Origin of the sequence: Microtetraspora malaysiensis (assembly GCF_001528665.1) — a bacterium.
Lineage (GTDB): Bacteria > Actinomycetota > Actinomycetes > Streptosporangiales > Streptosporangiaceae > Microtetraspora_A > Microtetraspora_A malaysiensis.
Window position 1 is genome coordinate 484,985 of record NZ_BBYJ01000007.1, and the last position, 25,464, is coordinate 510,448.

Annotated in this window: 23 protein-coding genes; 6 read left to right on the forward strand and 17 right to left on the reverse strand. The window is 70.2% G+C overall.

Annotation, left to right across the window (positions count from 1 at the left end; all coding sequences use genetic code 11):
• Positions 1-13: 13 nt before the first annotated feature.
• Positions 14-913: a class F sortase gene (locus AWQ71_RS10010; RefSeq protein WP_067130142.1), complete on the reverse strand. Its 900-nt coding sequence runs from the start codon at positions 911-913 to the stop codon at positions 14-16.
• Positions 914-923: 10 nt separating this feature from the next.
• Complete coding sequence (locus AWQ71_RS41490) at positions 924-1,697, reverse strand: hypothetical protein (RefSeq protein WP_157570264.1); 774 nt, start codon at positions 1,695-1,697, stop codon at positions 924-926.
• A gap of 939 nt (positions 1,698-2,636) precedes the next feature.
• Here AWQ71_RS41490 and AWQ71_RS10025 point away from each other — a divergent pair.
• Positions 2,637-4,043: a DUF2079 domain-containing protein gene (locus AWQ71_RS10025; protein ID WP_245658197.1), complete on the forward strand. Its 1,407-nt coding sequence runs from the start codon at positions 2,637-2,639 to the stop codon at positions 4,041-4,043.
• Between the two features lie 161 nt (positions 4,044-4,204).
• On the opposite strand, the gene AWQ71_RS10030 is transcribed toward AWQ71_RS10025, so the two are convergent.
• The gene (locus AWQ71_RS10030) at positions 4,205-5,239 is read right to left on the reverse strand and encodes a class F sortase (RefSeq protein WP_067130151.1); all 1,035 of its coding nucleotides are present in this window, start codon (positions 5,237-5,239) and stop codon (positions 4,205-4,207) included.
• Positions 5,240-5,253: 14 nt separating this feature from the next.
• Positions 5,254-6,684, reverse strand: coding sequence for a hypothetical protein (locus tag AWQ71_RS10035; protein ID WP_067130154.1), 1,431 nt, complete (start codon positions 6,682-6,684; stop codon positions 5,254-5,256).
• A gap of 325 nt (positions 6,685-7,009) precedes the next feature.
• Here AWQ71_RS10035 and AWQ71_RS10040 point away from each other — a divergent pair, with 325 nt between their 5' ends.
• Positions 7,010-8,155: an acyl-CoA dehydrogenase family protein gene (locus AWQ71_RS10040; RefSeq protein ID WP_067130157.1), complete on the forward strand. Its 1,146-nt coding sequence runs from the start codon at positions 7,010-7,012 to the stop codon at positions 8,153-8,155.
• Between the two features lie 12 nt (positions 8,156-8,167).
• Here the strand turns inward: AWQ71_RS10040 and AWQ71_RS42590 are convergent, their stop codons facing one another.
• The 4 genes from AWQ71_RS42590 to AWQ71_RS10055 all read right to left on the reverse strand — a co-directional run bounded on the left by AWQ71_RS42590 (position 8,168) and on the right by AWQ71_RS10055 (position 12,323).
• Complete coding sequence (locus AWQ71_RS42590) at positions 8,168-8,329, reverse strand: hypothetical protein (RefSeq protein ID WP_169806534.1); 162 nt, start codon at positions 8,327-8,329, stop codon at positions 8,168-8,170.
• A gap of 107 nt (positions 8,330-8,436) precedes the next feature.
• Positions 8,437-9,213, reverse strand: a complete 777-nt coding sequence (locus AWQ71_RS10045) for an alpha/beta fold hydrolase (protein WP_067130160.1) — start codon at positions 9,211-9,213, stop codon at positions 8,437-8,439.
• A gap of 44 nt (positions 9,214-9,257) precedes the next feature.
• Positions 9,258-11,495, reverse strand: coding sequence for an ATP-binding SpoIIE family protein phosphatase (locus AWQ71_RS10050; protein ID WP_067130163.1), 2,238 nt, complete (start codon positions 11,493-11,495; stop codon positions 9,258-9,260).
• A gap of 123 nt (positions 11,496-11,618) precedes the next feature.
• The gene (locus AWQ71_RS10055) at positions 11,619-12,323 is read right to left on the reverse strand and encodes an iron-dependent transcriptional repressor DtxR (protein ID WP_067130166.1); all 705 of its coding nucleotides are present in this window, start codon (positions 12,321-12,323) and stop codon (positions 11,619-11,621) included.
• Positions 12,324-12,439: 116 nt separating this feature from the next.
• On the opposite strand from AWQ71_RS10055, the gene AWQ71_RS10060 reads away from it, so the two are divergent.
• Positions 12,440-13,012, forward strand: a complete 573-nt coding sequence (locus tag AWQ71_RS10060; protein WP_245658198.1) for a UdgX family uracil-DNA binding protein — start codon at positions 12,440-12,442, stop codon at positions 13,010-13,012.
• Between the two features lie 24 nt (positions 13,013-13,036).
• Here AWQ71_RS10060 and pdxH read toward each other — a convergent pair whose 3' ends face one another.
• On the reverse strand, positions 13,037-13,681 hold the full coding sequence (gene pdxH, locus AWQ71_RS10065; protein WP_067130172.1) for a pyridoxamine 5'-phosphate oxidase: 645 nt from the start codon (positions 13,679-13,681) through the stop codon (positions 13,037-13,039).
• A gap of 170 nt (positions 13,682-13,851) precedes the next feature.
• Between pdxH and AWQ71_RS10070 the strand changes: the two genes are divergently transcribed.
• Positions 13,852-14,958, forward strand: a complete 1,107-nt coding sequence (locus tag AWQ71_RS10070) for a citrate synthase 2 (RefSeq protein ID WP_067130175.1) — start codon at positions 13,852-13,854, stop codon at positions 14,956-14,958.
• A gap of 122 nt (positions 14,959-15,080) precedes the next feature.
• On the opposite strand, the gene AWQ71_RS10075 is transcribed toward AWQ71_RS10070, so the two are convergent.
• Complete coding sequence (locus AWQ71_RS10075) at positions 15,081-17,747, reverse strand: ABC transporter substrate-binding protein (RefSeq protein ID WP_067130178.1); 2,667 nt, start codon at positions 17,745-17,747, stop codon at positions 15,081-15,083.
• A gap of 126 nt (positions 17,748-17,873) precedes the next feature.
• Between AWQ71_RS10075 and serC the strand changes: the two genes are divergently transcribed.
• Together serC and AWQ71_RS10085 are read left to right on the forward strand one after the other, a co-directional pair.
• The gene (gene serC, locus AWQ71_RS10080; protein ID WP_067130181.1) at positions 17,874-18,986 is read left to right on the forward strand and encodes a phosphoserine transaminase; all 1,113 of its coding nucleotides are present in this window, start codon (positions 17,874-17,876) and stop codon (positions 18,984-18,986) included.
• 150 nt (positions 18,987-19,136) lie between these two features.
• A complete protein-coding gene (locus tag AWQ71_RS10085; protein WP_067130184.1) occupies positions 19,137-19,688 on the forward strand; it encodes a TIGR00645 family protein in 552 nt (183 codons plus the stop codon).
• Between the two features lie 151 nt (positions 19,689-19,839).
• Here AWQ71_RS10085 and AWQ71_RS10090 read toward each other — a convergent pair whose 3' ends face one another.
• The 7 genes from AWQ71_RS10090 to AWQ71_RS10120 all read right to left on the reverse strand — a co-directional run bounded on the left by AWQ71_RS10090 (position 19,840) and on the right by AWQ71_RS10120 (position 25,398).
• Positions 19,840-20,469: a rhomboid family intramembrane serine protease gene (locus AWQ71_RS10090; protein WP_067130187.1), complete on the reverse strand. Its 630-nt coding sequence runs from the start codon at positions 20,467-20,469 to the stop codon at positions 19,840-19,842.
• A gap of 358 nt (positions 20,470-20,827) precedes the next feature.
• The gene (locus AWQ71_RS10095) at positions 20,828-21,592 is read right to left on the reverse strand and encodes a crotonase/enoyl-CoA hydratase family protein (RefSeq protein WP_067130190.1); all 765 of its coding nucleotides are present in this window, start codon (positions 21,590-21,592) and stop codon (positions 20,828-20,830) included.
• Positions 21,593-21,605: 13 nt separating this feature from the next.
• The gene (locus AWQ71_RS10100; RefSeq protein ID WP_067130193.1) at positions 21,606-22,385 is read right to left on the reverse strand and encodes an SDR family NAD(P)-dependent oxidoreductase; all 780 of its coding nucleotides are present in this window, start codon (positions 22,383-22,385) and stop codon (positions 21,606-21,608) included.
• A gap of 33 nt (positions 22,386-22,418) precedes the next feature.
• Complete coding sequence (locus tag AWQ71_RS10105; protein ID WP_067130196.1) at positions 22,419-22,763, reverse strand: STAS domain-containing protein; 345 nt, start codon at positions 22,761-22,763, stop codon at positions 22,419-22,421.
• Between the two features lie 64 nt (positions 22,764-22,827).
• Positions 22,828-23,577, reverse strand: a complete 750-nt coding sequence (locus AWQ71_RS10110; protein ID WP_084258739.1) for an energy-coupling factor ABC transporter ATP-binding protein — start codon at positions 23,575-23,577, stop codon at positions 22,828-22,830.
• Positions 23,574-24,338 (reverse strand): cobalt ECF transporter T component CbiQ, encoded by a 765-nt coding sequence (gene cbiQ, locus AWQ71_RS10115; protein ID WP_067130197.1) that lies wholly within the window; start codon positions 24,336-24,338, stop codon positions 23,574-23,576. Before cbiQ ends, AWQ71_RS10110 begins: the two co-directional genes overlap by 4 nt.
• 37 nt (positions 24,339-24,375) lie before the next feature.
• Positions 24,376-25,398 carry an energy-coupling factor ABC transporter permease gene (locus AWQ71_RS10120; RefSeq protein WP_067130200.1) on the reverse strand — a complete coding sequence of 341 codons (1,023 nt, stop codon included), beginning with the start codon at positions 25,396-25,398 and terminating at the stop codon, positions 24,376-24,378.
• Positions 25,399-25,464 lie beyond the last annotated feature (66 nt).

The window sequence follows — 25,464 nt, forward strand, 5'->3', positions numbered from 1 at the left end:
CGCGCCGCGGCGCTCAGTCCTCCGCGTAGCGGGTGCTCGTCATGGTGGCGTACACGATCACGTTGTCCACATAGTGGCCCGTGTTGCGGTTGTACGACCCGCCGCAGGTGATCAGCCTCAGCTCGGCGTTGTCCTGGGAGCCGTAGACCCGGTCCGTGGGGAAGGTCTGCTTGTTCGCCTGCTCGACCCCGCCCACCGTGAAGATCGCCACCGTGCCGTCCATCCGGACGACCTCGATCGTGTCGCCGTGCCTGAGTTCGTGCAGCCGGGTGAAGACGGCGCTGCGCGTCGTGGTGTCCTTGTGGCCCAGCATGACGGCGGGACCCGGCTCACCCGCCGTGGGGCCGCCGCGATACCAGCCGACGAGGTTGTGGTTGTTGATCGGCGGCGTCTCGATGGCGCCGCTCTTGTCGGTGCCGACGGACTTGATCGGAGCGCTCACCCCGATCTTGGGGATGATCAGCCGCTTGGGTGACGACGGTTGCATCGCAGGGGCCGCGGGAAGCGGCGCCACCGGCGGGGGCGCGGTCGCGGCGGCCTGCGTCAACGGCTGGTCCGTGCCGCCCGGCCCGACCGTGGGGGCCAGGCCGTCCGACCTGATCTTCAAGGTCTGCCGGGCCGGCGACTGGTACTCCTCAGGCGAGCCGATGATGAAGAACACGCCGACGACCACGGTCACGATGCCCGCGATCGCGGCCAGGATCAGCACCCCGCGGATGGCCGCCGTGCCGCCGCCCTGCGCCTGCGGTTGCGGCTCCGGCTCCTGGTACGCCTGCGGATACACGACCGGGGCCGGGTGGAACACCGGCTGGCCGTACACGGGCGGCGGCTGGCCGGGCGCGCCGTAGGGCGGCACCGGCTGCCCCGCCGGGTACTGGCCCGGCGGGTACTGGCCCGGCGGCGGTGTGGTCACTGCGGGGGCCTCACCGTTCGGCGGTGCGCCGCCGGGCCCGCAGCACGAGCCCTCCGGTGGCCGCCGCCAGGACCAGGGCGGTTCCCGTGAGCACGAACATCCGGCCGTCCGGCCCCGCGTCCGCGCCGCCCCCGGTGGCCGCGCCGCCGCCGGGGGTCTTCTTGACCTGCGTGTCCTTGGACGGCTTCGCGGTCACGGTCTTGAGGACGGTGTGCGTTCCCAGCGGCGACGGGGATTCCGTCGGGCTCGGCGAGGCAGAGGGGGAGGCGGAGGGAGAGGCGGAGGGAGAGGCGGAGGGAGAGGCGGATGGGGAAGCCCCGGCCGCCGTCAGCTGAACCGTCGCCAATGCAGGAAGAGTGTTCGAGGGAGCATCCGCCGCGATCTTGCACTCGTACAGCTTCGCCGGCGTGGCGGCCGCTCCTTCCGCGGCGGGCTTCACCACGTTCAGTGCGAAGTCCTTGGCCGTGAGGACGATGGACGACGCCCCGGCGGACGGGGTGATGGTCAGCGTCGCCGCGGGCAACGGCCCGAGCGGAGATTCCTTGGGTATCTGGGCCGCCACCGAGGCGGAAGGCGAGGGCGTGGAGACCGCCGCCGTCGCGGTATCCGGGCTCACCGACGCCACGACCGTGGGGTGCAGCTGGATCCACGCGCCCGCCGGGATCTCCTCGGGCGCGGTCAGCGGGGAAGCCGTGAGGGCCGTGATGGTCAACGTGGCCGTGAACTGCGTCCCGACCGTCGCGGACGTCGGCGCCTGCAGGTTCACGGTGAAGTCATGGGTCACGGCCGTCTGCGCCTGACCGTCGACATACGGAGTGCAGCTGTATGTCACAGACTTGCTGTCCGCGAGCGCCCCGACCGCCGAAAAGACGCCGATCAGGACGGCTGCGCTGGCTGCTCCGGCGGCGGCTCTCGTGGCGATACGACGCCGTGCCTTTGACTTCAGCACTTCCTTCACTCCCGTGGTCGGTTTCGGTCGGGGCTTTACCAGGCGTACCAGGATTCCGCGCTTGTGTCTCAGTTAGGTAGAGATCTTATGAACTCTGTCTGGGAATCGCCTCATATGTAGCAAAACAGAGTCAAGAAAGCCCGGAGAACCTGGAAGCCTCACTGACCGGTACGGCGCAGCACCATGTACCCCTCACGGTCGAAAACCGCCTGGTAGCCCTGCTGAAGCAGCTCGTCGACCCGGGCGGTGAACATGCCGAGCACGGGGCTCCCTGGCCCCGAGAAGTGCGCGTACCCTCGCACCGGCGGATCGGCAGGGGGCCGAGGTGGGCCTGTTCGACGTTGCGTGGGGCGATCGAGGTGCCGACTCGTCGCGCCGAAGAGGAGCTCGCCCGAGATCACCCCGGCCGCGTCGTCGACACCCCGATGGGACAGCCTTCCCAGACGCCCCCAAAGGGGGGAATCACCGGCGCTGACTGCGACCAACCACTTCCCATCAGGCGTCCGATTTGGCGCTTTCATGGCAATATCCGAGGTGCTAGCTTTGGTCGGCCTCGCGGAACGAGTGCCATCGGCCTTGACCGTGCGTCACCACCGCCGGCTCCACCCGCGGCACCTTCCCGGATCGAGCGCCTCAGGGAGAGGATCACACATGGGCTTACCGCCCAGCGCCACGAAGCGCACGGCGCAGGCAGCCGGTACTTCGCGGCGCCTCCGGGCCAAAGCCCTACGTGCCGCCGCCGCGGCACTCCTGTCGACGACGCGCTCGCGGCACGTGATCGCCTTGACGGCCATCGTCCTCGCCGCCACAGGCGTCTACTGCCTTCTGGGGCTGGTCAGGTTCCATCTGTACCGGGCGACCAGTTTGGACCTGACGCTGTTCGACCAGATGGTGCGGGGATTCGCCTCGTTCAGCACGCCAACGAGCCCGCTGCGCGGCGAGACGCTGGACCGGGGCATGGATTTCGTGCAACTGGGCGAGCACTTCTCCCCCATCCTGGCGGTCCTGGCCCCGCTGTACTGGCTACATGATGGACCCGAGACCCTCATCGTGGCCCAGGCCGTTCTGTTCGCACTGGCGATACCACCCCTGTGGCTGTTCACCCGACGCGTGCTCGGCACCGGCTCCGCCTATCTTGTCGTCGTCGCCTACGCCGTCTCCTGGCCCGTCGCCCAGGCGGTGAACTTCGACTTCCACGAGGTCGCTTTCGCCCCACTGCTCACCGCCGTCATGATCGAACGGTTCAACGCGGGCAGATACACAGCCACCGCGTTTGCCGCAGTGGCACTGCTGCTCGTCAAAGAGGACATGGGGCTCATGGTCGTCGGCTTCGGTGGATACGTCGCACTACAGGGCCAGCGCTACACCGGGATCCTGTACATGGGCATCGGCATGCTCTACACCGGCCTCGCCCGCAGCATCTTCATACCGTCCGTCGGCGGCGACCCCGGCATGTACTGGGCTTACGGGCAGCTCGGGAACAGCGTGTCGACCGTGGCCGTCAAGGCGCTCACCGATCCGCTCAGCATCCTCGGCACCTTCTTCACCCCTGAGATCAAGGTCGACACGCTGGCGCTCCTGCTATGGCCCGTCCTGCTGACCTGCCTGTTCTCCCCTCTGATGCTGATGGCCCTGCCGCATCTCCTGGAGCGCATGCTGTCGGACCGCTTGCACTGGTGGGTCACCGACTTCCATCACAGCGCCTTCACAGTGATCGTTCTGCTGTGCGCGGGGGTCGACGGGGCCTCCAGGCTGATCCGTTGGTCACGGCGCCGCCAGCCCGGCCTCGGCGAACGGACCGCGTCACTGATGTGGGCGGCGGGCGCCTGCGCGATCGCACTCACGCTGGTGCCCCGGTTCCCGTTCGACCAGCTCGTCAGGCCGGACTTTTATGAAAAGCACCCCGATGTGGCCGCTGCGGAGCAGGCGGTCACGGCCGTCCCGTCCGGGGTGGTCGTCGAGGCCGTCAACCACGTCGGGCCTCACCTGTCCGCCCGGACAACGGTCCTGCTGTGGGAGGACAAACCCCCCAAGGCCCCATGGATCGTGGCCGACGCCGTCCGGCTCGCTTACCCGTGGGGCTCGACGGAGAGACAGCAGCAGCGGGTGGACGAGCTGATCGGCCTCGGCTACCAGGTCGTCTTCAAGAGTGAAGGCTATGTGGTGCTACACCGTGGCTGATTCACGCCTGCGAGAACCAACCGTGGTTCGCCACACGAGCGGCTCTCACCGAGATTCGCAACTCCAAGGCCGCCCGTAGCTGCGAGGGCTGGGAAGGCCACCGGAAGACCCGCGCCGTCCCCCTTGGCGGGCGGCGCGGAGGTCTCGGAGCCCACCGCCCGCTATTTCGCGTTGCGGGTGCCGGTCATGGTCGCGTACACCACGATGTTGTCCGTGTAGCTGTGGTTCTTGGCGTTGTAGACGCCGCCACAGGTGATCAACCGGAGCCCGGACGTGGCGATGTTGCCATACACCCGGTTCGTCGGGAACGTCGTCTTGCCCACCTGCTCGACGCCGTCCACCGTGAAGATCGCGCTCTTGCCGTCCGCGCGGCGGACCTCGATCTTGTTGCCGCGCCGGAGCTCGCGGAGCCGGCTGAAGACGGCCGCGCCGGAACGGGTGTTCACGTGGCCGAGGATCACCGACGGTCCGAGCTCTCCGGGGGCGGGCCCAAGCCGGTACCACGCGGCGATCTTGGGGCGGCTCAGCGACGGCGTCTGGATCTCGCCCGACTTCAGCACACCCACCGAGCCGAGCGCGGCGTTGACGCCGATCGACGGGATGCGGATCCTGACCGGCTTGGCCGACGCCGCCTTGCCGGTCTTCGCCGGGGACGAGGACGACGACGAGGTCGTGGTCGTCGTGATCGTCAGCGGAGGCAACGGCTGGAGCGCGGGCAGCGGCGGGGGCGCGGTCGGCGCCGCGGCGGTCAGCGACGTCCCCGGACCGCCGGGACCCACGGTCGGCGGCAGGAACGACCCGGCCCCCTGCAGGGCGACCACCTCGCCCGGGACCGGCCTCGCGGTCTCCACCTCCTCCTGCGTGGGCGACAGCACGGCGAGCAGCCCGGCCATGATGGCCGCGATGCCGCCGAACGACCCGCCGACCAGCAGCGTGGCGAGCACGGGCTGGGGCAGCGGCTTGCGCGCCTTCGGAGCCGGAGCGGCCACAGGAGCCGGAGCAGCCGCAGGGGCCGGAGCAGCCGCGGGAGCCGGCATGGCGCCGGGAACCGGTGCCGCCGCGGGCACCGAGGCGGTCACCGCCGCCGGATCGGTCGCACCGCTGTCGGCGGCCGGGTCCGGCTGCCCCGCGCGGGTCTGCGCGGCGTCGCCGTCGGCCTGGGGCGTGTCGTCGTGCGCGTCAGGAGTCGAGTTCATCGCCGTCAATCCCCTCAAACCGTCCGCGACCGGTCATTGGCGTGCGCCGCGCGCCTGCGCAGAAGCACGACACCGCTGAAAACGCCCCCGAAAACCATGGCGCCGCCGGAGCCGATGAGCAGCGCCGCGGGGGAACGCGGCGTCTCCGGCGCCTCTCCGGTCTGGGCTCCGCCCTTCGGCGTGACCTTCACCTGGGGCGAGGTCGGCGTGCTCGCGGGCAGCGTGATCGTCGTGGTGATCGTCGGCGTCGGGCTGCCGATAACGACCACGCTCGTCAGCTTGCTCTGCGAAGGAGTGGGGGAAGAACTGCCGCCCGGACTCTTGCTGGGAGTGGGAGTCGGAGTGGAGCCCCCCGGAGGCGGCGACGTCACCGGCCCCGACGATCCTCCCGACGGGCTGGATGACGGCTCCCCCGACGGGTTGGAGGTGCTGGACGGGTCCCCCGAGCTCGAACCCCCGGGAGACGGCTGCTCCGTCGCGGGGTCACTGATGGTGACGTTCACCGAGACCGGCGCGCTGACCAGGGTGCACTCGGCCCGGTAGTCCTTCGGCGGGTTGACCAGTTCCCTGGTGATCACCCGGAACGCGTCGAGCTGGGTCCACTTGCCGTCCTCGACGCTCCTGATCTCAATCTTGTGCTCGCCGTACGGGAGGCCGCGGAAGCGCCACAGGGTCTGCCCGCCCTTGTTGGCGTCGTTCACCGTGCTTCCGTCGTCGTTCTTCGAGGGATCGATCCGCGGCGGCGACCCGGGCTGGCCGTCGATCAGGATGTCCACCGGCCCCGCGCGCTGGTCCTTCTGGGCGACGTACTCCACGCCCGTGCCGGTGAAGGTGAACTGCGCCCACTTGCCCGCGCTCGTCGTCCGGTGCAGGTCCAGGTGGTGGTCGTTGTTCTGGCTCTTCTGGTCGTTGAGATCCTCCCAGCCGTCGCTGTACAGGATCTCCGGGTCGTCGTCGTTGACCATGACCTCGGACGCCGGCGGCCGGAAGTCCACGAACAGCTTGCGCGGGGTCACCTTGAGGGTCCCCGCGCGGTCGATGTGCGCGAAGTCGGAGATCCCCTCGGGGAGATCGAGCGGGCTGCCCTTGACCATGGCGTCCGGCTGGTCGACGCTGCCCATGGGCCTGAGGACGCCTTCCCACGCGCCCGCGAGCTGGATGTTGCCGGTCACCTCGATCTTGCCGCCCTGGGGGAGCCGCGCGGGCGCCCCGAAGCGGGTGACGTCCCGGTAGTTCAGCTCCCACCCGACGTTGAGCGGGGCTCCGACGTTCACCACGGTCGGAACAGTGACCTTCGTCCGGAGACGCACCGTACCTGAGCCCGACTGCGCGATCCCACCGGCGCAGGCGTAGTCCACGACCAGCTCGGCGGTGCTCGCGCCTGCCGAGAGAGACGGGACCACGATGGCCGCCGCACCCGCCAAGCCCAGGACCGAGGCGGCCACAGTCCTCCGGAGACCCGTTCCCCAGCGATTCACCGCATGCTCCGATCACGAAAGCCGCATTCCGTGCGGCCATAGCAAACCGAGGGTAGATCTTATGGGTTTCACCAATCCCCCAGGAGGGCGAAAAGCGGAAAGGTGGCGTATTTGTAACCCAGCGTTCCCTTTGACCCGCCATCCGCCCGATTTGCGACGCCGTCGGCGCCCCCACGATCGCCCGTACCCCCGCCCGCCGGGTGACCCGGGACACGTCCGGCCGGTATACCTCCGAGTAACAGAATCGTATTCTGGTCGGGCGAGATGTCCCCCGGCCCGGAAGGCGTGTCCGATGCAGCGAGACCTCTTCGAGGACGAGCACCTCCTCTTCCGCCAGACCGTCCGCGAGTTCCTGGCCCGCGAGGTGGTGCCGCACCATCCCCAGTGGGAGAAGGACGGCATCGTCCCGCGCGAGGTCTGGAAGAAGGCGGGCGAGATCGGCATGTTCGGCTTCTCCGTCCCCGAGCAGTACGGCGGATCCGGCATCACCGACTTCCGCTACAACGCCGTGGTCGTCGAGGAGATCATCAGGGCCGGCGCGAGCGGCCTCGGGTTCTCCCTCCACAACGACGTCATGGCGCCGTACTTCGTCGATCTGACCGACGACGAGCAGAAGGAGCGCTGGCTGCCCGGGTTCGTGTCGGGCGAGCTGATCACCGCGGTCGCCATGACCGAGCCGGGCGCGGGCAGCGATCTGCAGGGCATCCGCACCACCGCCGTACGCGACGGCGACCACTACGTGGTCAACGGGCAGAAGACGTTCATCACCAACGGCATCAACTCGGACCTTGTCGTGGTCGTGACCAAGACGGATCCGGCGGCCGGGGCCCGTGGCACCACCCTGTTCGTGGTCGAACGGGGCATGGAGGGCTTCACCCGGGGCCGCAACCTCGACAAGATCGGCATGCACGCGCAGGACACCGCCGAGCTGTTCTTCGACAACGTCCGGGTCCCCGTCGCCAACCGGCTGGGGGACGCGGACGGCCAGGGCTTCGTCCAGCTCATGAACAACCTGCCGCAGGAGCGCCTGTCCATCGCCGTCGCCGCGGTGGCCTCGGCCGAGGCCGTGCTGGAGACCACCGTCGAGTACTGCAAGAACCGCACGGCGTTCGGCCGGAGCATCGGCTCCTTCCAGAACACCCGGTTCGTTCTCGCGGAGCTGGCCACCGAAGTCGAGATCGCCCGCCACTACGTGGACAAGTGCGTCACCGTGCTGAACCGCCGCGAGCTGACGGTCGTGGACGCGGCCAAGGCCAAGTGGTGGACCACCGAGCTGCAGAACAAGGTCGTGGACCGCTGCCTGCAGCTCCACGGCGGCTACGGCTACATGACGGAGTACCCGGTGGCCAAGGCCTGGCTCGACAGCCGAGTGCAGACCATCTACGGCGGCACGACCGAGATCATGAAGGAGATCATCGGCCGGTCCTTCGGCTTCTAGGGGTCCACCGGCTCAGCGCATGTGCTGGCCCCAGATGAGCAGCATGGCGATCACGAACACGATCATCACGCCCGCGTATCCGACTGCGCCGAGCCGGAAGAACCTGCGCACCTTGTTGAGCAACCAGGCGAACAGGAAGGCCAGGAAGACCAGCAGGATGAGTCCGGGGTCCATGCCGACCAGTATGCGGCGGATTCTCCGCGTGTGCGGGGGTAAACCGACGTCGGCCCGGCGGTTCGGGCCATACGCCGAGGTCAGCGGGACTCCGGCCGGGGCAGCGGTCAGCCGCCCGTGGTCTCCAGGATGACCCGGGCGACCAGCGCGGGATCGTCGCTCATCGGCACGTGGCCGCAGCCCGCCAGCAGCTTGGCCCGCTGCTGCGCCCACCGCCCGGCGCGTACGGCCTGACGGCGCGGCAGGAGCCGATCGCGGTCGCCCCAGGCGATCGTGATCGGCGCCTTCGGCGGCGGGGGCGGGGCCAGCCACGCGAAGCAGTTCAGCATCTCGTCGAAACCCGCGGCGTTCCGCAGCGCCTCCGTGCCGAGCAGGATCTCCTCGTCGGGAATCCTGGTCGGGTCGGCCACGAGCAGCCACAAGGAGGCCGCCCGCCCGAGGGCCGACGACATCAACGCCGCGGCCGTCCCCTCCGACGTGCTGCGCGCCGCCTTCCGCAACGCCCGCAACGCCGTGCGCGCGTACAGCAGTTCGGTGCGGGACCAGAACCCGGCGGGAGACAGCGCGACGGCGCTGCGGACGACACCGCGCGAGGCCATGTCGAGCGCCACGTAACCGCCCAGCGAGTTGCCCGCGACATGCGGCTGCGAGATGCCGAGCTTGTCGCAGAACTCCTCGATCGCGAACGCGGCCGTCTCCGCGTTGTACGGCGTTTCCGGCGGGAACGGCGGCGACGCGCCGAACCCGGGAAAGTCGACGGCGATCACATCGTGCCGCTCCGCGAGCAGATCCATGACCGGCAGCCACGCCTGCCAGTGGTGCCCGATGCCGTGCAGCAGGACGAGAGGCGGCCCCGTCCCCCGGCGCTCGTACGTCAGCTCCATACGTGCGAGTCAAGCACCCGAGGGGCGGTGCCGTACAGGACGACTCAGCGACCGCCGACCGGAATCTCGAACCAGACCGCCTTGCCCTCGCGGGTGGGACGCGACCCCCAGCGCTTGGCGAGCTGATCGACGAGGTAGAGGCCGCGGCCGCCCTCGTCGTTCTCCCCGGCGCTGCGGATGCGCGGCAGCCGCAGGTCCTGGTCGAACACCTCGACCCACACGGACTCCTCGCCGCGGCGCAGCCGCAGCGTGAACTCCTTGTCGCCGGCGACCTCGTCCTCGAAGCCGGGGACGTCCCACGACTCGTCCCACGACTCGTCGAACGGCAGCGGCGGACCGTCCATGATCAGGTCACGGCGGGGGACGCTGGCGCTCGCCGCGTGCAGCACCACGTTGGTGACGACCTCGGACACCAGCAGGCAGGCAAGCTCGGCGCGCTCCTCCGGGACCTCCCAGCGCTCGAACGCGTCGGACGCCATGCGCCGCGCCTCACCCACCATGATCGGCTGGGCGGGGAATGTCTGCTCCTCGTACTGGAGCTCGGCGCCGACCGAGCGGATCACGAGGATCGCCATGTCGTCGTCGATCTCTCCGGGGATGGCGCCGGTCGCCGCGTCGGCGATCCGCTCGACGCTGTCCCCGGCGATCTTCGCGACCTTGTCGCAGAGCATCCGCAGCGTCTCGTCCTCGCTCGGCTGCGGCTCCTCCGAGTCACGTGGGGGCCGCCGGTCGACCAAGCCGTCGGTGTAGAGCAGGAGCGCCGCGCCGGGCGGCAGGACCCGGGTCTCCTCCTTGTAGACCAGGTCGGCGTGGACGCCCTTGGCGTGGACGCCGAGCGGCTGACCGACCTCGCTGATGTCGAGCTCGCTGACGTTGCCGTCGACGATCAGCAGCGGCGGCGCGTGCCCGGCGTTGGCGAACGAGAGCTGCCGCGACCAGGCGTCGTAGACGAGGTACTGGCAGGTGACGATCGGCGGGTTGGTGATGTCCTCGCCGAAGTCGTCGCGTTCGGGGGCGGCGACGATCCGGGTCCACTCGTCCAGGCGGGCGAGGATGTCGGCGGGCGGCTTGTCGTCCTGGGCGAAGGCGCGCAGCGCGGCACGGAGCTGCCCCATGACGGCGGCCGCCTTGGCCCCGCGGCCCTCGACGTCGCCGATGACGATGCCGACCCGGCCGGCCGACAGCGGGATCACGTCGTACCAGTCGCCGCCGACCTGTGTCTGGATGCCCTGGCCGTGCGAGGCGAGCGGCGCGGCCGGGCAGTAGCGGACCGCGATCTCCAGACCGTCGAGCGCCGGCAGCTCGCGCGGCAGCAGGTGCTTCTGGAAGGACTCGGCGGTGTGCCGCTCCTCCTCGAACAGCAGCGCGTTGTCGACGGCGATCGCCACCCGGGTGGCGATCGCGCCGACGAAGTCGCGGTCGAACGTGTCGTAGTGCGGGGAGCGCCGGTCGGTGAGGTTGGACAGGCTGAGGTACATCAGGCCGAGCGTCTCGCCGCGGACGCACAGCGGCGCCACGATGGCGGAGGTCATGCCGATCTCGCCGCAGATGCGGACCGACGCCTCGCTCGGCGCGGGATAGCTGACCTGGGAGAAGTCCTCGATGAGGATGGTCTCCTGGCGGCGCAGGGCCGTGTCGGCGTAATGACCGGAGGGATACCTGACCTCGCCGCCGACCGGCAGCCACGACTCCGGCGGCGGCGACCAGCCGTTCACGTGGTGGGAGACCTTGCGGATCAGCCGGTCGCCCTCGACCAGCTCGATGAAGCAGTGGTCCGCGAACTGCGGCACCAGCATCTCCGCGACCCGGTTGAGCGTCTCCTCGACGTACAGCGAGCCGGCCAGCCGTTCGCCGATGCGCTCCAGCAGACCGAAGCGGTCCTTCTCGCGCTCGTTGCTGCGCATGGCCTCGCGTGCGGTGATCACGATGCCGGTGACCGAGCCGGACGGATGCCGCAGCGGGACGGCCTGGGCCCGCACGTAGATCATCGTGCCGTCGGCGCGCACGATGTCGAAGGTGCCCTCCCAGACGCCCCCTCTGAGCACGCTCTTGGCCAGCTCGGCGGTCAGCGGGTGGTCCTTCTCGGTGATGCCGAGAGAGAGGAGCGACTCCTTGCCCTCGTCCCCGCCCGGACGGCCGAACAGCCGCTCGGCGAACGGGTTCCAGTAGAGGACGTTGCTGAACCTGTCGGTGACGACGACGGCCATCTCGGCCTGGTCCAGCACGGAACCGGCGGTGAGGTGGTCCGCGCTGTCCTGCGAGAGGTCCCCCCAACGTTTCATCCGACGATCACCCCTTGGGGGCGGGTGTTCGCAAAGCGGACCACTGGCGCTCCTGCCTGAACAGAGGCTGGGTTCTGACGAGAGAGGAGGGGCTCCCTGTTGTGACTCACCAAACGAATTCGATCATCGTCTCGTGACGAAGACGTGCGCGGCGACGTCGCGCGGAAGTTCCACAAAGTCGATCTCCGCTTCACCGTCACCCGTCACCCGTACACCGTCATCGCTCGCCGCGAGCGTCACCTCGCGTCCGGGTTGTATCCCAACTTGCTTGAGTTTAAGCATCACGACGGGATCGCTTTGCACTTGTTCGCTAATTCGGCGCACTACAGCGGGCACATCCCTGGGTCCGGCCAGATCGACCAGGGACAGAACCTGATCGTCCTTGACCGAACCGGGCTGCTCCACGCCCAGCTCGCCGAGCCCCGGGATGGGGTTGCCGTGCGGGCACGCGGTGGGATTGTCGAGGAGACCCACCAGGCGCGTCTCCACCGATTCCGACATCACGTGCTCCCAGCGGCACGCCTCGATGTGCACCTCCTCCCACGGCAACCCGATCACCTGGGTCAGGAGGCACTCGGCGAGGCGGTGCTTGCGCATGACCCTGATCGCCAGCGTGCGGCCGAGGTCGGTCATGCTCAGATGGCGGTCGCCCTCGACCTTGACCAGCCCGTCGCGTTCCATCCGGGCGACCGTCTGGCTGACAGTGGGGCCGCTCTGCTGAAGCCGCTCCGCGATGCGCGCGCGCAGCGGAACGATGCCCTCCTCCTCCAGCTCGAAGATCGTCCGGAGGTACATCTCGGTGGTATCGATCAGGCCGTGTGCGGTCAACGTTCCTCCCGTCCTGTAATCGATGCTACGAGCTTCCGATGTGTTCGCAGCCGACCCTATTGGGGAAGCGACATGGGATGGCAAACATCGGTGCGGAACGTTTTCTTCCGGGGGAGATGAGCCTCCCCGCGCTACGTGAGGCCGCCCGCCGGTGCCAGGGATGCGACCTCTACCGGAACGCCACACAGACCGTCTTCGGAGCGGGCGTTCCGGACGCCCGCTACATGCTCGTGGGCGAGGAACCGGGAGACCAGGAAGACCGCCAGGGGGCGCCGTTCGTCGGCCCCGCGGGCCATGTGCTGGACCGCGCCCTTGAGGATGCGGGCATCGACCGCGACACCGTCTACGTGACCAACGCCGTCAAACACTTCAAGTTCCAGCCGCGCGGCAAGCGCAGGATCCACCAGAAGCCGACCGCCGCCGAGATCGACGCGTGCCACCCGTGGCTCACCGCGGAGATGAGCCTGGTGAACCCGGAGATCACGGTGGTCCTCGGCGCCACCGCCGCACGCGCGCTGCTCGGTCCCGCGTTCCGGGTGACCCGGGAGCGCGGACGGCCCCTCCCCCGTTCGGAGGGCGGCTTCTACCTCGCCACCGTGCATCCCTCGTCGATCCTCCGGGCGCCGGACAGGGACGCGGCCTACGCCGGTTTCCTCTCCGATCTCCGGGTCGCCGCCGCGCTGCCCTGAACGGCGTCGCGTGGTCCCCGGGGGTCAGGGCGCGAGGCGTTCCAGAACCCATCCCGTGCCGGCCCGCCGGTAGCGAAGCCGGTCATGCATCCGGTCGGTCTGCCCCTGCCAGAACTCCATCTCCTCCGGGATGACCCGGAACCCGCCCCAGAAGTCCGGTGTCGGCGGATCCTCCGGCCAGCGCTCGGCCAGCGCCGCGTACCTTTCGTCCAGCTCCTCGCGGGACCGCACCACCGCCGACTGGCGCGACGCCCACGCCGCGACGCGGGAGCCGTACGGGCGGGAGCGGAAGTAGGCGTCGGAGTCCTCGCGGGACACCCGGACGACGCGGCCCTCGATGCGGACCTGGCGGCGGATGGGGTGCCACGGGAAGAGCAGGCAGGCCCGCGGGTTCTCGGTGAGGTCGCGGCCCTTACGGGACTCGTAGTTGGTGAAGAAGACGAAGCCGCGCTCGTCGAAGCCCTTCAACAGGACAGTGCGCGCGGACGGCCGGCCACCGGCGGAACTGGTGGCCACGATCATGGCGTTGGGCTCGGGCAGCCCGGCCTCGACCGCGTCGGCGAACCACACCGCGAACTGGCCCACCGGGTCGTCGGCGAGGCCGGATTCGAGCAGGGGTTCGCCCTCGTAGCTGTGCCGGAGGCCGGGCAGATGAGAAGCGGTGTCCACGGAACGGTATTGTTGCGCGCTTGACAGAGGACGCCTGCATCAGCCCCTACCAGGGACAACGGCGTTTCATAGGGACCGGCGGGAACCCAGTGGAACCCTGCGGGTTAAATTGACCCGCCGGTATCTCGACATCAAGGCTTTTGACTTCACAAGAGAGGGAGGCGGCCGAAGTGTCCGACTTCAAACCCGGACTCGAAGGCGTGGTGGCTTTCGAGACCGAGATCGCGGAACCGGACAAAGAAGGGGGCGCCCTTCGCTACCGGGGCGTCGACATCGAGGAACTCGTGGGCCGTGTCTCGTACGGACACGTCTGGGGCCTGCTCGTCGACAACGAGTTCCAGCCGGGACTGCCTCCGGCCGAGCCCTACCCCGTTCCTGTCCACTCCGGTGACATCCGCGTCGACGTGCAGAGCGCGCTCGCGATGCTCGCCCCCGCGTACGGTTTCCGCCCGCTTCTCGACATCGACGACGCCCAGGCCCGCGACGACCTCGCCCGCGCCTCGGTGACCGCGCTGTCGTTCGTGGCGCAGTCCTCCCGTGGCCTGGGCCTGCCGATGGTTCCGCAGAAGCGCGTCGACGAGGCGCAGAGCATCGTCGAGCGGTTCATGGTCCGCTGGCGTGGCGAGCCGGATCCCAAGCACGTCAAGGCCATTGACGCGTACTGGACCTCGGCGGCCGAGCACGGCATGAACGCCTCCACGTTCACCGCCCGTGTGATCGCCTCCACCGGCGCCGACGTCGCCGCCGCCCTGTCGGGCGCGGTGGGCGCGATGTCCGGTCCGCTGCACGGTGGCGCCCCCGCCCGCGTGCTGCACATGATCGAGGGCGTCGAGCAGGTCGGCGACGCCAAGAAGTACGTCCAGGCCGAGCTGGACAAGGGCCAGCGGCTCATGGGCTTCGGTCACCGCGTCTACCGGGCCGAGGACCCCCGCGCCCGGGTGCTGCGCCGTACGGCCAAGGAGCTGGGCGCGCCGCGCTACGAGGTCGCCGCCGCTCTGGAGCAGGCCGCTCTGGAGGAGCTGCACGCCCGCAAGCCCGACCGCGTGCTCGCCACCAACGTCGAGTACTGGGCCGCGGTCGTCCTCGACTTCGCCGAGGTTCCCCCCCACATGTTCACCTCCATGTTCACCTGCGCGCGCACGGCCGGCTGGGCCGCGCACATCCTCGAGCAGAAGCGCACGGGCAGGCTGGTCCGCCCCAGCGCCAACTACGTCGGCCCTTCCCAGCGCTCGATCAACGACGTCCCCGGCGCGGCCGAAGTCATCGACAAGATCTGAGCTGAACACGGCCGGCGTCCCGTCGGCTGTCTCCCCGATTCGGCCCGCACATCCGGTGCGGGCCGTTTCCGTTTTCCGGCCTCTCCCGAGAGGCTTCTCCCCCGGACACGCGGACGGCGCGGTCAGGGGCGGCCGGACTGCTCGCTCGGCGGCGCGTCGGGAAGGCCCGCGCAGACCTGGTCGGCGGGCGGCCGCTCGTCCATGTCCAGCAGCCCGCACCGCACCATCGGCACTACGTGCCGCGGCGCGTCGGTCACCTTCATGACGGCGACGACCTTGTTCGCGGGGTCGTGCCGCTCGGTGTCCACGAAGTCGATCACCCCGCTCGACCCGTTCCAGGCGGCCTGTCGCGAGGTGAGGGCGAGTTCGTAGAGGACGTCCCCCTTGCTGGGCAGCGCTCCGCCCCGGTACGCCCGGTTCGCCGCCTGGTAGACCACGCTGATCGCGTCGTACGTGAGGATCAGGTTGTCGTCGGACGCGTTCGGGTGGCCGCCCCGCAGCAGGCCGTAGACGAACGCGGTGGGCGCGGCCGAGCTGCGCCGCCACAGCTCGCGGCCGGCCAGCGCCGCGTGGTAGACCTCGACCCGGCGCAGGCTTGTGATCTCGTCCCCGTGGTCGGCCACGACCTTGATGACGTCGTCGCTGGCGATGACCCGCACCGTCTCCGGCCCGCACGCCTTGCCCTCCAGCGCCCGCAGGAAGTCGAGGAACTCCGGCGCCCGGCCGGCGTAGAGGTACACGTCGGGCCGGCGGCGGCAGGCGTCCAGGGCCGCCTTGGAGATGCCCCCGCCGCCCACGCTGTAGTAGATGGGGGTGCGCACCGCGACGTGTTCCGCGCCGAGCGCGGCGACGAGGTCGTCGGCCAGGTTGCCGGTGTACTCGTCGCCGGGCGTCCGGTCCTGCACGATCACCGCCGACGGGTGCGCCACATCGTGCAGGAGCGTACGGCGGGCGAACCGGGCGACGAGGGCGGCTTCGCGGAAGTTCGTCGGCCCCGCGTGAAAGTAGTACCGGGAGGGATAGTCGGCCTCGCCGTCGATCGAGCCGTCCCTGATGTAGCCGAGGCGGTCGGCGGTCCCGGTGGTGCCGACCATCGGGATCTTCGCCTCGTCCAGCACCTGGATGGCCTCCTGGACGCCCGCCACGCTGCGCGGGAAGCCGACCACGCCGACCACGTGAGGGTCGCTCTCGGCCAGCTCCCTGATCAGCTCGGCGCCGCGCTGCCCCTGCCGGAGGTTGTCGCCGGAGTTCGCGACCAGCACCCGGAGCCGCGGCGTGCTGGTGACCGTGCGCTGGTACTCCTCGACCGCCGCCAGCTCGGCCAGCGCGCCCGCCCGCCGGCTGTCCTCCGGCACGGTGTCCCTGATGGAGTACTCGCCGGACAGCACCACGCTGACGTAGGAGCCGGCCTCCGTGGCGGAGGCGTTGTTCTGGTCGATCTTCGCGATCAGCGTGGTGACGTCGCCCGTGAACAGGCCGCCGGGGGCGGGCCCGTCGGCGTTGACCACGCCCACGCACTCCCCGTCGATCCGCTCGGCGAAGTCGAGGCCGCCGCAGTGCGCGAGCCGGTCCCGCTGGTTCTGCACCGCCCAGATGGCCGGGCCGACGACCAGCAGCGCCACCGCCGACCAGTAGCCGATCGCTCGCAACCGGCTGCGCAGCAGGCGCGGCCGATGGTCGGCGTCCGGGAGGGGGCCGCCCGCGGCCACCACCATGCGCAGGCGGGGCACCCGCCGCCGCGCCCTCCCGCGCCACCCCTTGACCAGCGCCGGGAGCCGCGCGAGGTCGGCGGGCGCGGCGCTCCGCCGCTCGTCCTTCAGCTCGTCCGGGAGCGCGGCGATGACCAGGATCGGGGCCGGCAGCCCGGTCTCCTCGGTGGTCTCCTCCAGGATCCGCAGGAACCGCTCGGTGGGCTCGCCGGACCGCCGCGCCTCCAGGAGGAGCATGCCGTACAGGCCGCGCCCCCAGCTCGGCCAGGGGATGATCCACCTCTGGTACGCCTGCCGGAGGTCCTGGCAGAAGGCGTGGATCAGCAGCCGGTCGATCTCGTCGTCGCTCGCGTTGGCCAGCCGGAGGGCGTATCTGGGCAGCCGTTCGAACCGCCGCCTCGTCAGGTACGGCTGCCGCCTGAACCAGCCGTTGAAGAACGATCCCCTGATGGACAGCACCGCCTGCAACGCCGTACCGGACAGGGCCACGAGGATGCCGAGCGCCCACGGGATCAGGCCCACCAGGTCCGACGCGCCGCCGGCCAGCCACACCGCGAGCGTGCCCAGCGGCACCCAGGTGGTGGCCGCGCGCCCGATGAAGTCCGCCGCGGTCCTGCGGTTCCGGTCGCCGCCGAACCGGGCCCTGCGCCACGCCTTGACCCGTTCCTTGAACTCGTCCTGGCCGGTGCGCGAGTGCGGGGCGGGCGGCCACCGGCCGGCGGCGCCGGCTCCGTCCCGCGCGTCGTCGTCGGCGGGCCGGTCGTCGCGCTGCCGCCTGGCCCACAGGACGAACTGGACGAGCGGGAATCGGGGCGGCGGCAGGAACGACCCGGGCACCGGCTTGCCGAGCTGCCCGTGCTCACCCGCCAGGGCCGCCACCAGGTCGTACAGCGTGCCGTACTCGCCGGACTCCGCTGACGCGTGCGGGACGACGTCCTGGAAGGGCGCGGCGAGCCGCGCGGCCGCCTCGGCGGCGCCCCCGTCCGGGCCGGTGACGACGATGATGGGAAGGGGCTGATCGGCACGCCAGAACCACGGCCTGCGGACGAGCTGCTCAATGGCGTCATGCGGATCGGCCACGACGGGTGTCTCCCGGACGGAAACGCTTGTTTCGGCTCGTGCATGATCAATTGCTGTGGCACACCATGATGTCTCACATTGCGGACCTGGGTCTAGACCATGGCCGCGGCTCACTACGCTGGATGTGTGGCTGACATCGTGATTCCCACTGACATCAAGCCCGCCGACGGCCGATTCGGCTGCGGGCCCTCGAAGGTACGCCCCGAGCAGCTCTCCGCTCTCGCGGGAGCCGGCGCGAGCATCATGGGCACCTCGCACCGCCAGAAGCCGGTCAAGGACATGGTCGGCCGGGTGCGCGCGGGCCTTTCCGAGCTGTTCTCCCTCCCCGAGGGGTACGAGGTCGTCCTCGGCAACGGCGGCACCACCGCGTTCTGGGACATCGCCGCCTTCGGCCTGGTGCGCGAGAAGTCGCAGCACCTCCAGTTCGGCGAGTTCTCGTCCAAGTTCGCGACCGTGGTCAAGAAGGCGCCCTGGCTGGGCGAGCCGACGGTGATCAAGTCCGAGGTGGGCAGCCACCCCACGGCGGTGGCCGAGGAGGGCGTCGACGTCTACGCGCTCACCCACAACGAGACCTCCACCGGCGTGGCCATGCCGATCAAGCGCGTCGGCGACGACGGCTCGCTGGTCCTGGTCGACGCGACCAGCGGCGCGGGCGGCCTGCCCGTCTCGGCCGAGGAGTTCGACGTCTACTACTTCGCCCCGCAGAAGAGCTTCGCCTCCGACGGCGGCCTGTGGATCGCGCTGTTCTCGCCCGCGGCGCTGGCCCGGGTCGAGGAGATCACCGCCTCCGGCCGCTACGTCCCCGAGTTCTTCAGCCTGCCGGTCGCGATCGACAACTCCACGAAGAACCAGACGTACAACACCCCGGCGCTCGCCACGCTGTTCCTGCTGGCCGAGCAGATCGACTGGATGAACTCCCAGGGCGGCCTGGCCTGGACGACGGCGCGCACGGCCGACTCGGCCTCCCGGCTGTACACCTGGGCGGAGAAGAGCTCCTACGCCACGCCGTTCGTCACCGACCCGGCGCAGCGGTCCAACGTGGTCGGCACGATCGACTTCGACGAGTCGATCGACGCCGCCGCCGTGGCGAAGGTGCTGCGCGCCAACGGCATCGTCGACACCGAGCCGTACCGCAAGCTCGGCCGCAACCAGCTCCGCATCGCGATGTTCCCGGCCATCGACCCGGCCGACATCGAGGCGCTGACCGGCTGCGTCGACTACGTGGTCGAGCGCCTCTGATCAGCTCCCGTCCAGGACGCCACCGGGCCGGCACGCCAGCGCGCGTGCCGGCCCGCGGCGTGCCTGGGCCCGTGCCCGGCGGGCAAAAGAAGTCATCAGACCTCCGTAGAGTTTTCTCCCGCAACGCACAGAAATGGGACAGGAGCGACGGTGACTACGACTTCGGGGGATCTGCGGGCTCGGCAGCGCAGCCTGGGATACCTGATGTTTGCCAGCAGGTGGCTGCAGGTGCCCCTCTACCTCGGGTTGATCGTCGCCCAGGGCGTCTACGTGTGGCAGTTCATGGTCGAGCTGTGGCACCTGGTCACCGGCGACTTCAGCGCCAGCGGCATGAACATCGAGCAGTCGGTGATGCTCAGCGTGCTCGGCCTCATCGACGTCGTGATGATCTCGAACCTGCTCATCATGGTGATCGTGGGCGGATACGAGACGTTCGTGTCACGGATCCGCCTTGAGGGCCACCCCGACGAGCCCGAGTGGCTGTCCCACGTCAACGCGAACGTGCTCAAGGTCAAGCTGGCCACCGCGATCATCGGCATCTCGTCGATACATCTGCTGCAGACCTTCATCAGGGCTCGTGAGATGAACACCGAGACGATGCTGTGGCAGACCGTGATCCACCTGGTGTTCATCGTGTCCGCGATCGGGCTGGCCCTCATCGACCGGATGCTCAACTCCTCGGCCCACGACCGCGACCACTGACCGACGGAAGGGCGGCTCCGGGACACAGTCGGCCCGGAGGCGCCCCAGAAGCGCCGCTGACGGCCGAGCACCGCCGCCCATCCCTCTTCCGTCACGCCCCGGGCGACGGCCACTCCTGGACGCCGTCAGACGCTCCCGGGCCTGACGCGCCTCAGACCCCGTCCCGTACGGCACGGCGGCGCAGCAGCCAGGCGGCGAGCACCCCGCCGACCAAGCCGAAGAGGTGGCCCTGCCACGAGATCCCCGGCTCGCCCGGCAGCGCGCCCCACAGGATCGAGTAGTACAGAACGGCGACGACCACGCCGAGCAGGATGTCCAGGGCGCGCCGGTCGAACAGGCCGCGCGCGACGACGTACCCGAAGTAGCCGAAGACGAGGCCGCTGGCGCCGACCGTGAGCGTGCCCGGCGGGCTCGTCAGCCAGACGCCGGCGCCACTCACCAGGACGACGATGAGGCTGGCCCAAAGGAACCTGCCGACACCGCGTATCGCGGCCAGGAAGCCCAGGATGAGCAAGGGCACCGAGTTGGCCATCAGATGACCGAACCCGTCGTGCAGGAACGGAGCGAACAGGATGCCGGGCAGACCCTCGGGTTCCTGCGCGACGATGCCGTACTGGTCGAGCGCGCCGTCCTCGACGTAGTCCACGACCTCGACCGCCCACATGGCGCCCAGGAGGACGGTCATGACGATCACGCTGCCGAGAGCGCCGCTCAGGAGACCGGCGACGCGGTCACGGGCCGACCGACCGGGAGGGGGAACCGGTTCCCCGGAATCGTTCATCTCTTCACGGTACGTGCTGTGCTTATTTGCGCTCGCTTCGCTCGCGCGGGCTCGGAGCGCCTTCAGTCGATGTCTTCCCTCGTCGCTCGGAGTCGCTCGTCCCTCGCTCCCCACTCGCTCCTCAGTCCAGACACCGCCGCGCCCCTCGCAGAGCCGCTCGTCCCTCGCTCCCCACTCGCTCCTCAGTCCAGACACCGCCGCGCCCCTCGCGGGCCCACTGGTCTCGCTGACTGGATGTACCGCGCCCCTCGCGGGTGAGTGGTTGGCGCCGTACGACTTGATGGGGCTCGTGCGGGCTCGGGGTGGGGTCCCGTCCCCTCGGCTGGCGGCCGGAGGGGACGGGGACGCGGCGACGGCGTCAGGCGCCGGTCCACCTGGGCGCGCGCTTCTCCGCGAACGCGGCGGCGCCCTCCATCGCGTCGGCGGAGCCGAAGACCGGGTTGGCGATCTCGCCCTGCCTGGCGAACATCTCCTCCCGCGACCAGTCGGCCGACTCGACCACGATCTTCTTCGTCGCGGCCAGCGCCAGAGGGGCGTTGCCCGCGATGGCGCGGGCCAGCTCCAGGGCTCCGGCGAGCGCGCCGCCCGCCGGGGTGACCCGGTTGACCAGGCCCAGCTCGTACAGCCGGGCCGCCGGATAGTGGTCGCCGGTCAGGGCGATCTCCATGGCGACGTGGTACGGGATGCGCCGGGGCAGCCGCATGATGCCGCCCGCGGCGGCGACGAGACCGCGCTTGGGCTCGGGCAGCCCGAACTTGGCCTCCTCGGACGCGACGACGACGTCGCAGGAGAGCACCAGCTCGAAGCCGCCGGCCAGGGCGTACCCCTCGACCGCCGCGACGAGGGGCTTCTTCGGCGGGTTCTCGGTGAGCCCGCCGAACCCGCGGCCCTCGACGACCGGCATGTCACCGTTGAGGAAGCCCTTCAGGTCCATGCCCGCGCAGAACGTGCCGCCCGCGCCGGTGAGCACGATGGCGGAGACGTCCTTGCGCTCGTCCAGCTCGTCCATCAGCGCGGCGATCCCCCGGGCCACCGGGCCGTTGATCGCGTTCCTGGCCTGAGGACGGTTGATCGTGACGACGGCGACGCCGCCGTCGACCTCTACGAGAACCTCGTCGGACACGTGATCCCCTTGCTTACTTGGGCTGGAAGCGGATGCCGCCGTCGAACCGGATGACCTCGCCGTTCATGTAGTCGTTCTCGATCAGGCTGCGGACGAGGTGGGCGAACTCCGACGGGCGTCCCATGCGCTTCGGGAACGGCACGGGCGCGGCCAGCTTGGCCTTGAACTCGTCGGCGTTCTTGTCGCCGATCTTGCCGTAGATCGGGGTGTCGATGATCCCCGGGCAGATCGTGAGCACGCGCACGCCGACCGCCGCGAGGTCGCGGGCGGCCGGGAGGGTCATGCCGATGATGCCGCCCTTGGACGCGGAGTAGGCCACCTGGCCGGTCTGGCCCTCGATGCCCGCGACGGAGGAGGTGTTGATGACCACGCCCCGCGCGCCGTCGGCGTCCACCGGCTCGGTCTTGGCCATCGCCGCCGCGCCGATGCGCATGAGGTTGAAGGTGCCGATCAGGTTGACGTCGATGACCTTGCGGTAGGACGCGAGGTCGTGCGGGGAGCCGTCCCGCCCGACCGTGCGGGCCGCCCAGCCGATGCCGGCGCTGTTGACCACCGCGCGCAGCGGCTTGCCGGTGGCGACCGCGGCGTCGACCGCCGCCTGCACCGACGCCTCGTCGGACACGTCCGTCTGGACGAAGACGCCGCCGAGCTCGTCGGCGATCGCCTTGCCCTGCTCCGCGTTCAGATCGGCGATGATCACGGTCGCGCCGGCGCCCGCCAGCGCGCGTGCCGCCGCTTCACCGAGGCCGCTGGCACCGCCCGAAATGATCGCTGCTGCTCCGTTGAGATCCATAGCCGGACCTTAACGCGACAACCGAATGAAGTTCTACTCAGGGTGGGTCAAAATAGCGGTGTCCACGTCGGCATAGACCTTCATGCGCCGGTCGAGCCCGGTCGTCCGCAGGATGCGCGCCACCGGCGGCTGCGGCGCGGCCAGGCAGACGCCCCCGCCCTCGCTCGTCGCGAGCCGCCACGCCTCGATCAGCACGCTCAGCCCGCTGGAGTCCATGAAGGACAGCTCGGCGAGATCGAGGACGATGGTCGCGCCGTCCTGCATGATCGCGTCGCGTACCTCATCGCGCAGTATCGGAGCGGTGAACAGATCGAGCTCTCCCGCGACGACCACGACGACGGCGCCCGAGAGCGATCGACGCGCGAGCCGCAGCTTCATCGTGGACCTCCTCAGCGAGGCCACTTTACTTCGACATCACCGTGGGCGAAGTTCACGATAGTGATCAAAGGGCCGGGACGGCGAAGCCGTACGGCAATTCGAGCCGGTGGGCGGCGAGCAGGTCGGCGTCGGTGAGCAGGGCACGGGTCGGACCGTCGGCCGCGATCACGCCGCCGGACAGGATGAGCGACCGCTCGCACAGCTCCAGCGCGTACGGAAGGTCGTGCGTGACCATCAGCACCGTCACGTCCAGATTGCGCAGGACCTCGGCCAGCTCGCGCCGGGCGGCGGGGTCGAGGTTGGACGACGGCTCGTCCAGCACGAGGATCTCCGGCTCCATCGCGAGCACGGTCGCCACCGCGACCCGCCTGCGCTGACCGAAGGACAGGTGGTGCGGCGGCCGGTCGATCGCGTCGAGCATGCCGACGCGATCGAGGGCCTCACTGACCCGCCGGTCGAGCTCGGCGCCGCGCATCCCGAGGTTGGCCGGCCCGAACGCGACGTCCTCGCGGACGGTCGGCATGAAGAGCTGGTCGTCGGGGTCCTGGAAGACCAGTCCGACCCTGCGGCGGATCTCCTTCATCGTGTCCGCGCGCACGTCCAGCCCGGCCACGCGGACCGAGCCGTGCCCGGCGGTGAGGATGCCGTTGAGGTGCATGACCAGCGTCGTCTTGCCCGCGCCGTTGGGGCCGAGCAGGGCGACCCGCTCCCCCCGCCCGATCGTCAGGTCCACCCCGAACAGCGCCTGCGTGCCGTCGGGGTACGCGTAGGCCAGGCCGCCGACCTCCAGCGAGGGAACGGGGTGAGATGTCACGAGAGGCTCCAGGAGAGTACGGCCGTCGCCACGGCGAGACCGGGGAGCAGTCCCGCGGTGCCCCACTGCCGAAGCGATGCCGACAGATCACGAATTATCGGCATCTCTCCGGTATACCCGCGGCTGAGCATCGCCAGGTGCACCCGTTCGCCCCGCTCGTACGAGCGGATGAACAGCGCGCCGGCCGACTTGGCCAGCACCGGGATCTGCCGGGCGTCCCGGGCGACGAAGCCACGGGACTCGCGGGCGATCCGCATCCGGCGCATCTCGTCCATGATCACGTCCATGTAGCGGAGCATGAACATCGCGATCTGCACCAGGAGCTGCGGCAGCCGCAGCCGCTGCGCGCCGAGCAGCATCATCCGCGGCTCGGTGGTGGCCGCGAGCAGGATCGAGGCGACCACGCCGAGGGTGGCCTTGGCCAGGATGTTCCACGCCGCCCACAGCCCCTCGACGCTGAGCGGAACGCCGAGGACCTCGACCCGCTCGCCCAGCCCGATGAACGGGATCGCGACGGCGAACACCACGAACGGCACCTCGATCACCATGCGCCGCAGCACGAAACCGGGCGGCACCCGCCCCGCGGCGGCGACGGCCGCCAGCAGGACGGCGTACACGGCGAAGGCCCAGAAGCTCTCCCGCGGGGTGGCGACCACCGCGACGGCGAATCCGGCCGCGGCCAGCAGCTTGCACTGCGGCGGCAGCCGGTGGATCACGGAGTCGCCCGGCCGGTAGAGCTGGTGGTGATGGCCCGCGCTCACGGCCGGGCCCCTCGCCGGGGCGCGCGCCTCGGAGTGATCACGCCTCGGCCTTGTCCCGGTTGCGGCGCCGCACCGTGTAGACGACGGCGCCTCCGGCGAGCACGGTCAGCCCGACCCCGGCGACGCCCGCGATCCCGAGGGACAGCCGCTCGTTCTCCACGCCCTTGACGGCATAGTCGGCGAGCGGCCAGTGCGCGACGCCGCTCTGCTGCTCGCCCGCGTTGAAGCCCTTGTCCGCGGCCACCCGCTCCAAGCCGTCCGGCGAGCCGGAAGCGTAGAAGGAGACGAACCCGGCGAGCAGCACGGCGATCAGGCCGCCACCGATCAGGATCGGCCGCAGGCCGCCCTTCGGCGCGGGGGCCGGCTCCTCGACCGGGACCTCGCCGTCGGCGGTCCGCAGCACCAGCCTGCGGCCCAGCCCGGCCGCGCCGTACACCAGGTCGGGCCGGACGGCCAGGACGCTGCTGATGGTGAGCGCGGTGATCAGGCCCTCACCCAGGCCGATCAGGACGTGGACGCCGCCCATCGCGGCGGCCACCGCCGCCACGTCGATCGGCGCGGTCCCCCCGATCCAGAACAGCAGGGTGAAGGCGAGCGCCGAGACCGGCACCGACACCGCCGCCGCGACGAACGAGGCGGCGACCACGGCGGCGCGGCCGCGTGGCGCGGCCCGGGTGATCAGGCGGAAGACGGCCCAGCCGACGACCGAGGTCACGATCGCCATCAGGGTGATGTTGACGCCGAGCGCGGTCAGCCCGCCGTCGGCGAAGAAAAAGCCCTGCACCAGCAGGACCACCGCCACACATAGGACCGCCGTGTACGGCCCGACGAGTATCGCGGCCAGCGCCCCTCCGAGCAGGTGGCCGCTGGTGCCGGCCGCGACGGGGAAGTTGAGCATCTGGACGGCGAAGATGAACGCCGCGACGAGGCCCGCCATCGGGGCGGTCCGGTCGTTCAGCTCGCTTCGGGCGCCCTTGAGGCACACGGCCACGCCCGCGGCGGCGAAGGCGCCTGCCGCGATGGAAACGGGAGCGTTGAAGAACCCATCGGGTACATGCACGGCGAGCCTCCGAAATGCGCGTCTGCCACAACTTTAGGACATGGCCTAGCAGTTGCAAACAGTTCG

What these genes read in the sequence shown, in the direction of transcription:
- AWQ71_RS10045 (WP_067130160.1), bottom strand. Translation starts at nt 9,213, where the DNA reads ATGGAGCTGACGTACGAGCGCCGGGGGACGGGGCCGCCTCTCGTCCTG.
- AWQ71_RS10050 (WP_067130163.1), bottom strand. Translation starts at nt 11,495, where the DNA reads ATGAAACGTTGGGGGGACCTCTCGCAGGACAGCGCGGACCACCTCACC.
- AWQ71_RS10090 (WP_067130187.1), bottom strand. Translation starts at nt 20,469, where the DNA reads ATGAACGATTCCGGGGAACCGGTTCCCCCTCCCGGTCGGTCGGCCCGT.
- AWQ71_RS10105 (WP_067130196.1), bottom strand. Translation starts at nt 22,763, where the DNA reads ATGAAGCTGCGGCTCGCGCGTCGATCGCTCTCGGGCGCCGTCGTCGTG.
- AWQ71_RS10100 (WP_067130193.1), bottom strand. Translation starts at nt 22,385, where the DNA reads ATGGATCTCAACGGAGCAGCAGCGATCATTTCGGGCGGTGCCAGCGGC.
- AWQ71_RS10030 (WP_067130151.1), bottom strand. Translation starts at nt 5,239, where the DNA reads ATGAACTCGACTCCTGACGCGCACGACGACACGCCCCAGGCCGACGGC.
- AWQ71_RS10040 (WP_067130157.1), top strand. Translation starts at nt 7,010, where the DNA reads ATGCAGCGAGACCTCTTCGAGGACGAGCACCTCCTCTTCCGCCAGACC.
- AWQ71_RS10060 (WP_245658198.1), top strand. Translation starts at nt 12,440, where the DNA reads ATGAGCCTCCCCGCGCTACGTGAGGCCGCCCGCCGGTGCCAGGGATGC.
- AWQ71_RS42590 (WP_169806534.1), bottom strand. Translation starts at nt 8,329, where the DNA reads ATGGACCCCGGACTCATCCTGCTGGTCTTCCTGGCCTTCCTGTTCGCC.